General features: G+C 32.2%; 11 protein-coding genes. 5 read left to right on the top strand and 6 right to left on the bottom strand.

The features are described from left to right. Positions 1-78: 78 nt before the first annotated feature. Positions 79-1,506, bottom strand: coding sequence for a glycosyltransferase (locus tag VW161_RS02095; RefSeq protein ID WP_304093605.1), 1,428 nt, complete (start codon positions 1,504-1,506; stop codon positions 79-81). Positions 1,507-1,753: 247 nt separating this feature from the next. Between VW161_RS02095 and VW161_RS02090 the strand changes: the two genes are divergently transcribed. Together VW161_RS02090 and oadA are read left to right on the top strand one after the other, a co-directional pair. Further along, positions 1,754-2,848 carry an inositol-3-phosphate synthase gene (locus tag VW161_RS02090; protein ID WP_304086988.1) on the top strand — a complete coding sequence of 365 codons (1,095 nt, stop codon included), beginning with the start codon at positions 1,754-1,756 and terminating at the stop codon, positions 2,846-2,848. A 333-nt stretch (positions 2,849-3,181) separates the two neighbouring features. Beyond that, positions 3,182-4,912, top strand: a complete 1,731-nt coding sequence (gene oadA, locus VW161_RS02085) for a sodium-extruding oxaloacetate decarboxylase subunit alpha (protein WP_304086991.1) — start codon at positions 3,182-3,184, stop codon at positions 4,910-4,912. Between the two features lie 217 nt (positions 4,913-5,129). On the opposite strand, the gene VW161_RS02080 is transcribed toward oadA, so the two are convergent. Continuing rightward, positions 5,130-5,738: a hypothetical protein gene (locus tag VW161_RS02080; protein WP_304135318.1), complete on the bottom strand. Its 609-nt coding sequence runs from the start codon at positions 5,736-5,738 to the stop codon at positions 5,130-5,132. 65 nt (positions 5,739-5,803) lie between these two features. Beyond that, a complete protein-coding gene (larC, locus tag VW161_RS02075) occupies positions 5,804-7,078 on the bottom strand; it encodes a nickel pincer cofactor biosynthesis protein LarC (RefSeq protein ID WP_304086997.1) in 1,275 nt (424 codons plus the stop codon). 218 nt (positions 7,079-7,296) lie between these two features. On the opposite strand from larC, the gene VW161_RS02070 reads away from it, so the two are divergent. From VW161_RS02070 to VW161_RS02060, 3 genes are all read left to right on the top strand, one after another. Further along, on the top strand, positions 7,297-8,508 hold the full coding sequence (locus tag VW161_RS02070; RefSeq protein ID WP_304087000.1) for a phosphatidylglycerophosphatase: 1,212 nt from the start codon (positions 7,297-7,299) through the stop codon (positions 8,506-8,508). An 88-nt stretch (positions 8,509-8,596) separates the two neighbouring features. Beyond that, positions 8,597-9,433 carry an adenosylcobinamide-GDP ribazoletransferase gene (cobS, locus tag VW161_RS02065; RefSeq protein WP_304087003.1) on the top strand — a complete coding sequence of 279 codons (837 nt, stop codon included), beginning with the start codon at positions 8,597-8,599 and terminating at the stop codon, positions 9,431-9,433. Positions 9,434-9,540: 107 nt separating this feature from the next. Further along, the gene (locus VW161_RS02060; RefSeq protein WP_304093602.1) at positions 9,541-10,098 is read left to right on the top strand and encodes a tRNA (cytidine(56)-2'-O)-methyltransferase; all 558 of its coding nucleotides are present in this window, start codon (positions 9,541-9,543) and stop codon (positions 10,096-10,098) included. Positions 10,099-10,180: 82 nt separating this feature from the next. On the opposite strand, the gene VW161_RS02055 is transcribed toward VW161_RS02060, so the two are convergent. The 3 genes from VW161_RS02055 to mfnA form a co-directional block, all read right to left on the bottom strand. After that, positions 10,181-11,302: a DUF763 domain-containing protein gene (locus tag VW161_RS02055; RefSeq protein WP_304102191.1), complete on the bottom strand. Its 1,122-nt coding sequence runs from the start codon at positions 11,300-11,302 to the stop codon at positions 10,181-10,183. 127 nt (positions 11,303-11,429) lie between these two features. Next, entirely contained in the window at positions 11,430-11,930 is a 501-nt protein-coding gene (locus tag VW161_RS02050) for a fumarate hydratase C-terminal domain-containing protein (protein ID WP_304102194.1), read from the bottom strand. Positions 11,931-12,299: 369 nt separating this feature from the next. Then, the gene (gene mfnA / locus VW161_RS02045; RefSeq protein ID WP_304102196.1) at positions 12,300-13,466 is read right to left on the bottom strand and encodes a tyrosine decarboxylase MfnA; all 1,167 of its coding nucleotides are present in this window, start codon (positions 13,464-13,466) and stop codon (positions 12,300-12,302) included. Positions 13,467-13,601: the final 135 nt, after the last annotated feature.

Genomic DNA, 13,601 nt, shown 5'->3' with positions numbered 1-13,601 from the left:
ATTATCTTCTAAATTTATTTATAATTTTATAAGTATAAATTTTTTATTTTTTAAATTGAAATGACTTTTATAGATTTGTTAATTTTCTAATTCATTCAATAAATCAGCAAATTTTTTAGCCATATTTTCCATGGAATAATCTTCAATGTTTATATCGGAGCTTAATTCAACAGCCCCTTTTTCAATAAATTCATTATAAATGTCCAATAAAGCTTTTTTAGTGGACTCCAAACTTGAAACATGATATCCGACTTTAGTTTCCTCAATCAAATCCTTTAAGGAACCTTCCTTATGCCCAATTGACAAAACAGGCTTTTTCAATGCGAAATATTCATAGATCTTTCCGGGAATGAACATCTTTTCCTTTTCATCATCCCATGAAATCAAGAGGAGAACATCACTATTCAATTGCTTTTTCAGCACTTCCTCATGCGCTATTTTACCACCAATATGAACGATATCCAAAAGACCATAACGCTTAGCTATTTCTTCTAAACCTATGCTGTCACCGTAAAATTCGATTGAAATTTTAGATGCATCCAATTTATTCTCATCCTCCAATTGGCGAATGGCTTCAAACAAATAATTTGGATCTCTTTTACCACCATATAAAGATCCTGCATAAATAAACTTCAATTTTTCTGAAAAGTCACTAAAGGAATCATCCTTCTTAGAAACCAATTCCTCTAGAAACTTAAAGTCATCCTTGTCATAACCTGATAAAATTGGTACTATCTTACTCATTGGATGTAAAGTGGCTAATGTCTCTGCAGCCAAACTTGTAGTGGTTGTTAAAGCATCTGCATTTTCAAATGTCTTCAATTCCAACCTTTTCTCAAAATAATTTCTTACATAAGTGTGTGAAACATATGGATTTAAATTCCAAAGGTCCCTTAAGTCTGCTATCCAAGCAATATCCTGTTTTTCCTTTAAATCCTTTGCAATGGTATGGCATGTTATAGGCCATGAAGAGCTTATGATAGCATCAATTTCTTCCTCATCCATAATTTTAGAAGCCTCCTTAAATGCAGATTCATGCCAGTATTTCATCCCATCAGGATATGCAAATACTTCACCCGCAATTGAAATGGCTTTTGAAACAATCGGATTTGAATAGGATGTGGAATCTTTTAACTTATCATCATTAAATTCGATAAACTCTTTAGACTCTTTAGACTCTTTAAACTCTTTAAACTCTTTAGACTCTTCAGACTCTTCAGACTCTTCAGACTCTTCAGATTCTTTAGAATCAAGGCAATCATTGGAATCAGTTGGTTTAGATTTCTTGAATTTATTGGAAAAATGACTGAACATATCCTCATATTCAGTGTAAATGATTCTGCAATTCAAATCATCGTTTTCCTTTGGAATGAAACCCAAATCTGGAACAATCACTATGGGTTCCCATCCAAATTGAGGCAAATATTTTGCGAGTGCCCTTAACCTCTTTGAAGCAATTTCATTTACCTGATTAAAATAAAATGCTATTAAAATCACTTTTTTCATTTAACCACCGAATTCGAACATTAAATCCAAACACACACAAAAAGTATAAGATTATTCTTTAAAATTCATCAATTTTTAAAAAGATTTATATAAACAAATGTAAATATATTAAAGTAATATGATTTATATTTATTTTTATTCAATAATATTTATATAAATTTTTAAAAAATGTTAAAAAAAACTTAATTTAAGCATTAACGAAATTAAAAAATACAAAAATTAGAATTATTAATTACTGGTGAAAGAAATGAGTAAAATTAAAATAGCTGTAGTGGGAATTGGAAACTGCGCAAGTTCCCTTATACAAGGAATCTATTACTATAAAGATAAGAATCCTGAAGATGCAATTGGCCTTATGCACTGGAAAATTGGTGACTGGGATCCAACTGACATTGAAGTAGTAGCTGCTTTTGATATTGATGCAAGAAAAGTTGGAAAAACTGTTGATGAAGCAATCTTTGCAAAACCAAATTGCACTACTGTTTTCCAACCAGAAATACCAAAAAGCGATGTAGTTGTCCAAATGGGGCCTGTTCTTGATGGTGTAAGTGAACATATGGCAGAATTCGAAGATGATTATACTTTTATAGTAGCTGATGAAGAACCAGTAGACGTTGTTGAAGTCTTGAAAGAAAGCGGAGCAGAAATATTACTCAGTTATTTACCAGTAGGTTCTGAAGAAGCTGCAAGATTCTATGCACAATGTGCATTAGATGCAGAAATTGCTTATATTAATTGTATGCCAGTATTTATTGTTAGTGACCCAGAATGGGATGCAAAATTCAGAGAAAAAGGACTTCCTGCTGTTGGTGACGACATTAAAGCACAAATCGGTGCAACTATCACCCACAGAACCTTAAGTAACTTGTTTAAGGAAAGAGGTGTTAAATTGATTCACACTTACCAAATCAACACTGGTGGAAACACTGACTTCTTAAACATGTTAAACAGAAAACGTTTAGACTCTAAAAAAGAATCCAAGACTGAAGCTGTTCAATCAGTACTTGCAGAAAGAATGGATCCTCATGACATTCACATTGGTCCAAGTGATTATGTACCATGGCAAAAAGACAACAAGATCTGTTTCTTAAGAATGGAAGGTAAAACCTTTGGTGACGTGCCAATGGACATTGAACTCAGATTAAGTGTAGAAGATTCTCCTAACTCTGCAGGATGTGTAATTGACGCTATTCGTTGCTGTAAATTAGGACTTGAAAGAGGAATTGGTGGACAATTGACTTCCATTTCATCTTATGTTATGAAACACCCTCCAATCCAATTCACTGATGATGAAGCAGCAGCTAATGTTGAAGCATTCATTAATGGAGAAATTGAACGTTAAGAATTTTTCTTAACTTTTTTCTTTTTTTATTTTTTTCTAATTTTTTTAATAAGTTTCTTTTTTTAGTAATTTTCCAAATAAACTTTTTTTAAAATATTTTTTGATTTTATATCATTTTAATAAAATTTTTTTACAGTTTTTAAGTATAATCTATTAAATTTAGTTAAAAAATAGATAACTTTTATTAGTAGTTATAACAATAAATAATAATATAATGTAAAATAATAGTATGTGATTTAGAAATAATTAATCAGAAATTTATATTTAAAAATCAGCAATATGATTTTGAATTAAATTTATCATGATATGTAAAAATTTTAGTGAGGTGTAAAGATGAAAGTAAAAATAACAGAAACCGCATTCAGAGATGCTCACCAATCCCTTTTAGCAACCAGAATGAGAACAAGAGATATGGTCCCTATTATTGAAGAAATGGATAAAGTCGGATATCATGCTATAGAAGCATGGGGTGGAGCTACCTTTGATACTTGTATTAGATTTTTAAACGAAGACCCATGGGAAAGATTAAGAATATTGAAGGAAAACTTTACTGAAACTCCATTGCAAATGCTCCTTAGAGGTCAAAACTTACTCGGATACAAACATTATGCTGATGACATTGTAACTAAATTTGTAGAAAAATCCTATGAAAACGGTATTGACATCTTTAGAATCTTTGATGCAATGAACGATATTAGGAACATGCAACAATCCATTAAAGTAGCTAAAGAACAAGGCGCTCATGTTCAAGGAACTATCAGCTACACCATTAGTCCAGTTCATACTATCGACAAATTCGTGGAATTTGCAAAAGAACTTGAAGCATTAGATTGTGATTCAATAGCTATTAAGGATATGGCTGGTTTAATTACCCCATCCGTTGTATTCGAATTGGTTACCAGATTAAAAGAAGAGACTGATCTATTAGTCAATTTACACTCACATTGTACCAGTGGTATGACTCCTATCAGTTATTATGCTGCATGTCAAGCAGGTGTTGACATTTTAGACACCGCTATTTCACCTATCGCTTGGGGTACTTCCCAACCTCCAACAGAAAGTATTGTAGCATCCTTACAAGGTACTGAATTCGACACTGGCCTTGATTTAAAAGCATTAAACCAAATTAAAAAATACTTCGAAACCCTTAGGGAAAAATACGAAGGATACATTGACCCAATCAGTGAAAGAATCGATACTGACGTATTGATGTACCAAATCCCTGGTGGAATGCTTTCAAACTTAATTTCACAATTAAAACAGCAAAATGCATTAGACAGATACCAAGACGTATTGGAAGAAATGCCTCGTGTGAGAAAGGATATGGGATACCCTCCACTTGTAACTCCTACTAGCCAAATCGTTGGTATTCAAGCTGTAATGAACGTTATTAACGGTGAAAGATACAAAATCGTTTCCAACGAAGTTAAAGATTACATGAAAGGTTTCTATGGACGTGCTCCAGCACCAATCAATGAAGATATTGCTCAAAAGATCATTGGTGATGAAGAACGCATTACCTGCAGACCTGCAGATTTAATAGAACCTGAATACGAAAACTTCAAAAAAGAAGGCGAAGAGTTAGGTATCATCAAGAAAGAGGAAGATGTTCTTACTCTTGCAATGTTACCTCCAGTTGCTAAACAATTCCTTAAAGGAGAACTCGAAGAGGAACCATTCCCAGAAGTTCACATTGGCGGTAGCGGTGATGATGACCTTAGCGCTATTCCAACCGAATACTCTGTAGAAGTTGATGGAGATATCTTCGATGTAAAAATCATGCCTACAGGTTACATGCAAATCGGCCAACAAGGAGGCAGCGGAAATGTAGGCCCTATTCCTGGTGCATTAACTGCATCCATGCAAGGTATGGTGCTTAAGATTAAAGTAAACACTGGAGATAAAGTCCAAAAAGGTACTGTAGTTGCAGTTCTTGAAGCTATGAAAATGGAAAACGATATCTATGCTGAAGAGGAAGGTATTGTAGAACAAATTTTCGTAGAAGAAGGTGACACTGTCAACGCAGGTGACAACTTAATGTTGATTAAACCTTTAGATGAATAATGGTAATTCTTACCATTATCTTTTTATTTTTTTTTAAGATTAATCTAATATTCATTAGATTTAATCTCTTTACACCTTAATTAAAATTAAACAAAAAAAGCTATTTTTAAAAATATTTTCAATGCATCTGAAATAATAGAAATAATAATGCCTTAATTAATTCGTAATATATGAAACTATTATGGAATGATAAAAAAAGAAAATGAATGAAAAGATATTAGCCATTTCCAATTCCTAAAAAGAAATAATCATAAGTGTTTTCTAGAGTTTCTGGAGCCATCCAAGGATAAGTCTTAGCCAAGTATTCCTTTATCTCATCGGATCTTGTAATTACATCCGCCTTATTTGCAAATTTTTGAGCTCTGAAATAATCATTCAAATCATCACTTATTTCACGGGATTCCTCATACAAATTCTCTAAATGAGCAGGTGGAACATGAGGCAATATCTCTCTAAGAATGTCGATAGGAATCAAGTCAAAATGGTTTGCAATTGCAAAATTAAAGATAACATTTAAAATAAGATCCTTAGTATTGAGAACAACACGTCTTGGAATGGATTCCGCTTGTTCCTTTGAAATCACACCATCTTTCAAAGCTCTGTCCACATCTGTTTCAACAACAATCTGAAAATTTTGATTATACTTTCCTTGTCTAAATCGAATGGCAAATAAAACCATACAAAGAACAGATGAGACCGCTAATGCTAATGAAATTAATGAAACCAAACTAGATTGAAGTTTAAATTCATTATAAATCAATAGTATAAGAGCCAATAATATAAACAATCTTGATAAAAATGCTAAATCTATTCTTGGAATTCTCATATTTTCACATTTTTAATATTTTTCACATATAATTCTTATTGCAATTCCTATTTAAGAATTTCTTTTTATTCTCTATTGTTTTCCAAATAATCACGAATCATAGTGTTTGCAACATCTCTCACTTCAATTAAAGGAATGTCCTGCTCTACAGAGATTCTGCGCAAATCCTCGTATTCAGGCCTATGAGAGATTATTTCATCCCCAATCAATCCTATTTTGAAGTTGATTGTATAAATATGATTGCCAACATTTATATCCAAAGGAATAAATTGCCTTTCAGCAACTCCTCTATGAGTGTTTTCAGAGACCCTAATGCCTAAAGTGCCAGTTTCCATAAAGAGGATATTAACCAAATGGTCAACCAAATCAGGTTTGGAAATAATCTTAATCAAATGTCCGGGCCTATTTTTCTTCATGGTAATAGGCACCATTGAAACATCTCTAGCCCCTTCAATCAGAAGCAAGTCAAACAGGAATCCCAATTCCTCACCAGACATATGATCAATATTGGTTTCAATTACAGAAACCTTATGTTTTCCATTTGTATTCTTGGATTTAATGACTCTTAACACATTAGGGAAATCGAATTCCTTTGAACCGCAACCATATGCAATCTCTTCAGGAGACATCATAGGAGCGAATTCTAAAAATTCATCACAGAACTCCATGTACAAAGCACAGCCAGTAGGTGTTGCAAGTTCAGAATTGACTGGTCCGCCAACGCATTTGGCTTCTCCTTTTGAGAAATCTTTAAAGGAATCCTCATTTAATCCTTTGAGAATATCCAAGCTTGCAGGAGCAGGGACAGGAATTCTTCCATGAGCAGTCTTAACCACTCCTCCGCCAACAGCAATAGGAAGACCAACTACCTTATCCTTATCCATTCCCAAATCAAAGTAAGCGCAAATTGAACCTAAAACATCTGCTACAGCATCTGCAGCACCTACTTCATGAAAATGAACTTCTTCAAGGGTTTTGCCATGGACTCTTGACTCTGAAATAGCTATTCTCTTAAAGACCTTTTTAGCCATTTCAACCATTTCGTCGGTTAAATTTTCAATATCTGCATATTTCAAGAGATCAATTTTTTCCATAAAATCTGGAAAATGAACATGATGGTTGTTTTCATTATCTTCATCAATTGTCTTTACATTGCAAAATGTAGCATCAATTCCTGACTTATTTACCTTGTTTAAGGACACTCCAACCTCACCAAAGTCAACAGCCACATCTTCCATAAGACCTTTAACTTTATCTCCGTCAGCTCCCAAATCCACAAGAGCCCCAATAATCATATTCCCAGAAATTCCTGCATTCTGAGGATCAATAATAAAAACCATAAAATTACTTCCTTAAGCTTAAATTCTAATCTCAATTAAATATCTAAATTAAATTCTCTAAAATATTATATATAATTACAATTAAATAATATTTGTTATAAAAATATATTCATTAAATATTCAATAACAACAGGTTATCCGATTGATAATAGATAATCAATCTAAAATTAGAAAAATCATTAAATGAAGATTCAAAGCAATTGAAAAGAGGAATTTAATTGTCTAAAAAAAGTAAAAGCAATAGAAGCAACAAGAAAATCCAAAGCATCAAAAACAAGCTTGTGAATGGTGAATTGATTAAAAACGAAGATGCTTTATACATTAATAATCCAGATTATTTCTTGACATTCAGTGATTTGGAAATAAGTGATGGAATTGACATCATAGAAAACATCATGGTCTTGTCAGATAATTACATCAGTTTCAATAGAGAAAATGAGGATGAACCATTAAATGATGTTGAACTGATGGAAATCACTGAAGAATATAAAGAAAATAACGATATTGATGGAGGTTATATCGCTCAAAGCTTTGATAAAATAGATTTTATAAGCAATACCTATGATGATATAACTGTCATTACTGTAATTTCCAATGACCTTGAAGTTCAGGATTTTTACAATGACCTGAAAGTTGTCAATAGTTGGAAAGGATTTGAGAATGCTAAAGTTGACTTTGGACATATAATCCTTTTGAATCATGCATTCAGCCCAAAATTACTCATTCAACTTTATAAGGTTGCAACTAAGCAAAAGGCTAAATTCTTTGAATCTCTTCACTTGCCAGCTCATATTAATCATATCTTAAACAACAATGATTTCCTTGTTATTGCATCCAATCTTCCAGAAGAGACTTTAGATCAAGATTATATAATGGAAATCGGTTTAGACATTACCAATATGGAATATGAAGATGATGACATAGATTTAGATGAATTTATTGAAAGAATTGAAGATGCTGTGGTCATAAGTTGTGAAGACTCATTGGAAAAGATTGATTTGAACATCGGAATACTTGATTATCTTGTAAGTAAAGGAATCCAAATTGGAGACATGATTGAAGTTGGAATGAGTCTTTTGGAAAATACTGAAGAAACCGGTGAATTGAAAGATAAATTAGAAAAGCAACTGCTTAAATCAATAAGCGATAAAAACATCAATGCACTATTAATTTCAGCGATTAGACTGGAAGAAGATCTTCAAAAAGGAAGAGTCCGTGAAATAGACTTAAATGAAAAATTGATTCATTTCTACCCAGATGAGATTATTGGTGCATCAATTGCAAACCAAATAGCTGGAACTAAAGCTTTGCTGAACTTCAGAAGATATTCAAAAGAGAAACCTGGAATATTATATGGATTAAGACCGGTCTTATCAAACACATTTGCTGGCTTGATAGCAGGATGCATGACAAAAATACTTGAAGAATGAATTTTTAACTATCATGATGATTTATTAAAGAACTGATGGAAATTAAAGAATTGATGGATTATTAAAGAATTTGGATGGATTTGAAAATATGAAAGATAAAAATAATGATGACTACTTTGAAAAACAAAGCCCTTCAACATTACGTTCAATTGGAGGATTATTGACTTTTTCAACAATACTTCCTTTAAACATTTACACAACTATTGATGAAATGGCAAGGCTAACTTGGTTCTGGCCAGTCTTAAATGGTCTTATAGGATTAATAGCCACAATTATTGCATTCATATTAGCAAAATTCATCCATTTTGACCCAATTTTGATTGCTGCAATAATCTATGGATTTTTATTATTGATAAATGGATTCAATCATTTTGATGGGCTTATGGACTTTGGGGATGGGGTTATGGTCCACGGATCCCCAGAGAAAAAATTAAGCATTATGAAAGATCCTATGACTGGAGTTGGAGGAATAGCTACTGGATTCATTGCAGGAACAATCACAATTGCAGCATATACCTCTTTGATTAATTATTCATATGCAGTTGGCTTTAATTTACTTTTATTGATTATTGTAGCAGAAATTGCTGCAAAGATAGGCCTAACAACCTGTTGCATATGCTCCCAAGCATCAGAAGAAGGAATCGGCAAATATTTCATAAAGTACATGAACTTGAAGAACTATGTTGTTGGATTAATCATATGTTTTATACTTTCTGTAGAGTTAAGTTTAGTACCTGGAATTCACATAGGACTTTTAGGTATCATTGGAGGCGCATTTGGAGGAGCATTAACCGCATTAATAACTAAAAAACATCTTAAAATTGCAAATGGGGATGTTCTTGGAACCTCTAATGAATTAGGCAGACTTTTCTCATTGCTCGCTATGTTAGTATTGATTTCAATAAATTTCAGTTCTTTAATTTAAATTATTAAATCAAATAAAAAAAAAAAACTTAAAAATTATAAATAATTAAAAAAACAAAAATGAAAAATTAAAATTATCAAATTATCTTATTGTAAAGATGTGAAAAAATGAATATAAATGTTTTAAGATTAGATCACAGAATAGGAAGAGACACACGTATCACAACCCATGTATGCTTAACTGCAAGAGCTTTTGGTGCAAGTAAAGTATGGTTGGCAGGAGAAGAAGACCATAGCATGATGAAAAGCGTAAGAGATATTGCAGACAGATGGGGAGGAGACTTTGAAATCGAATATAACAATTCATATATGGAAGTTATAATGAACTGGAGAGAAAATGGAGGAAAAATTGTTCATTTGACCATGTATGGTTCTCAAGCTCATGAAATTGTAGATGAAGTGCGTGGAACTGGTGATGATATTCTAATCATCGTTGGTGGAGCAAAAGTACCTACAAAAGTCTATAAGAATGCTGATTGGAATGTTTCTGTAACAACACAACCTCATTCTGAAGTTGCAGCACTTGCAATTTTCCAACATCTTTTGATGGACGGAAAGGAATTTGATTTGGAATTCGAAAATCCCGTATTTGAAGTTATTCCAACAGCTCATGGAAAAACTGTAAATATCCATGATGAAAATAGAAAAATCAATAAAGAAGAATAATGCAAGAAAAAAACTCAATAAAGAAGAATAAATTATTTCACAATAATTTATTTATCTTTCCCACCATAACATCTAATAACACCTAAGAAATAAAGTCATCCAAACGTTTTAAAGCTTTCATTTTATCATACTTATCCAGTTTTGCCTGATAAAGAGCATCCTTTACAGTAGCTATGGAATTGTCATAAACATCCCTATCAACAGGATAAGGAAAACCGTCTTTTCCCCCATGACTAAAGGAATATTTTACAGGATCCTTCCAACTTGCAGGCTCTCCAAAGACCAAATCAGAAATTAAAGCCAACGCCCTTATTTTTTTAGGACCGATACCTTGAAGCAAAATCAAGTCCTCATACTTTTCCGGCTGTATTTCCCAAGCATTCTTTAAAACTTCAAATTCCTTATCAGATAAATCCATATCCAAGACTTGATGATGTTCTGGCAAAGTAAGGGAATTTGTCTCTTCTATGCTAAAATCAGTTAAAAGAAGTTGATTAGAATCCTTTCTTTTAAAATAACTCCTTAAATGGTCCGGATTGTCATTAATCAAATCAACACTAATCTTTTGTGCTTCAACACTATCCTTAGAAGCCATATTCAGAGATTCAGTCTCTTTCTTATCACAGGATATTCCATTATGAGGGTCCTCTAAAAAACTTGTAACATTTTCACCCATCCAATGGTAACGCCTTGCATATTTTGTTGCAGTGTTCATTCCTTGCTGAACTACTGCCCAATTCCCTTTTTCAGTGATGAAGAAATTATGGACATATAAATTATAGCCGTCCTGTAGGCATGAGTTATCAACCTTTGCAGATAACTTGCTTGAATGAATCATGTCTTCAACATTAGAGCTTTTAAGATTGAATATCTCTCCTGCCCTTTCGATTCCTTGAGGAGTTTTACGGGAAGCAGCCCCTTTACCTCCAGAGATATATATTCCATGCTTTTCTGGATCAATTGAGGATTTTAATGCACCAAGGGTGGTTGTAGTTGTTCCAGAGGAATGCCAATCAAAACCAATCACACATGAGAATGCTTGGAACCAATAAGGATTAGATATTCTGTTTAAGAATTCATTAGTTCCATATTCTTCTATCACCACTTCAGAAATTGCACCAGACAAATTAGTCATTCTATCAAATAACCATCTTGGTGTATGCCCTCCATGCAGTGGCAGATTAGTTGTTCCCCTTCGTTGCATTTAAATACCCCTAAAAAGTTCTAATTAATATTATCTAAAAAATAGTATATAAAATTAAAAAGAGCATTTGAAAAATAATAGGGAGAAAAATAGAGAATGGATTATCTAATCCAAACTGAAAAATAAGCTATAAAGACTCTCCATGAGCAATAGCGACAATACCTGGAATGTCCTTAACTTCCAATTCAAAGAAAGCTTCCATCCCTTCCTCTTCATAAGCCACACATTTTTTTGAAATGACATTATTTGTAAGTAGTGCAGCTACTGGAGGAGTGACAATAAAAACAGAATTATACTTATTTAAGCTTTCCTTTGTCTCATCAGATAAAGATCCCTTTCCTATATGAAATTTCACTCCAGCACGGGATAATGTTGGAATTGATGATTCTATTTCAGCCTTATTGCTTGTAGTTGGAGCAATTCCTGCAACGCTAAATGCAGTATGCATGATAGCCATACCCTTAAAGTCAAAAGGATATTCTTCTGTATCATCGTTTTCTATAGAATTAGCTAATTTTGGCAATACTGCATCTCTACCGCAATACATTAAACCGGATAGAGATATCTTATCCCCAACTTTCAAATCATTTACAACATCATCACTAAGGGGAGTTTGTATTTTTTTCATATAATTAGATATTTTTTTAAAATTTATAAAATTTTCCTATGAAAAAATTATTTTAAAGTGTGGAAAATAATAATTGTGTAAAAGTGAAAATCTGCTAAAAAATTTAATATGTTTTAATTAAAATAACGAATAATTAAATCATATGCATTATTAAAAAAGTACAGAATAATTTAAGATATATTTAATATAATGAAATTACATCAAAGCAAATAATATAAAAATATTAATTATATACATGAAAGCCTATAAATGTGATGAAAAATTAAAAAATTAGATAAAAAGTATAGGAATATAAAAAGATAGAATATTGTAAAAAGAATATTAAAAAAAGAAATATTAAAAAAATAGAATTAAAAAAAAGTAAAGTAATTAAATAGATTTGTTTATCTCATCCAAATCATTTAAAAGGTCAATCAAATGTTCCTTTTTAATATGATTCATTAAGATGACTCTAATGGCTTTAGGATAGGAAGAACAGGATATTTTCCAATTTCTTTCCTCAAGCAATTGAGCCAATTCAAAAGTCTCCAAATATGGGTGATTGAAAGCAACTATATTCAATTTAGGCTCGACAACAAGCTCATAACCTAATTTTTTAAGATTATCTACTAAAAAGTGAGTTTTTTCCAATGCTTCAATAGCATTATTTGCATAACCCTCTTGTCCTAAATAACTCATTACAGCATATGTTGCAGCTGCAGAAGCGCCTAAACGAGTGCCTACAATGGTAGATTGATTTTTGATTGTCAAGTATGGGGAATCAACAGACATTGCATCCAAATAGGATTGGTCCCTGAATAAAATTCCTCCGGAAGGAATTGGTGAAAGCCCCATTTTATGTGGATCTACTGTAATGGATTTGACACCTTCAAGTGAAAAGTCAAAGTTTGGTAAGCCATATCCTTTATCTTTTAGGAAAGGAATTGAAAAACCACCGAATGCTGCATCCACATGTAGATGAATATCATTTCGAATAGCTATTTTAGATAAGTCTTCTATAGGATCAATCATTCCAAGCTCAGTAGTGCCTGCAATACCTACAATAGCTACAGTATTTTCATTGATGTTCTCTTCAACAGATTTAGGATCAATACGGTAATTCTCATCCAAGTCTACACGAATCAATTTCAAATCAAGCATATCTGCTGCTTTCTTAAAGGAAAAATGAGCTGATTTAGGAACTATTAATTCTCCTTTTCTAATTCCCTTATTATCTCTTGCAAGATTTCTTGCAGCCCTTATTGCCATGATATTGGCTTCAGTACCACCAGTTACCATATGGCCAACAGGATTTTCAATGGATAAGAAGGATCCAATCATCTTTAAGACCTTATCTTCCAATAATTTGGTTCCCTTAAATAGACCAGGGTCTCCTAAATTGGAATCTATAAATTTGAAAAAAGCCTCTTTAGCAATAGGATGCGCTTCTGTACACATAGAACCTAAAATCCTGCCATCAGAATATTTGCAATCCATTGCCTGAAATTTATCCAATTGATTGAAAATTTCATCATGAGATATTGGTTTTTCATTCATAAAAATTACCTTGAGTTAAAATAAATTCATTATCAAAATCCAGAATTTATTATTTTTTAATACTATTAAAACAACTGCTTAATAAATTTATGGAAAATAACAAAAAGAAGTCAATTAATTAAAATAATATTAAAA

The organism is Methanobrevibacter ruminantium (assembly GCF_016294135.1).
Lineage (GTDB): Archaea > Methanobacteriota > Methanobacteria > Methanobacteriales > Methanobacteriaceae > Methanobrevibacter > Methanobrevibacter ruminantium_A.
This window is presented reverse-complemented; position numbering and strand designations above follow the sequence as displayed.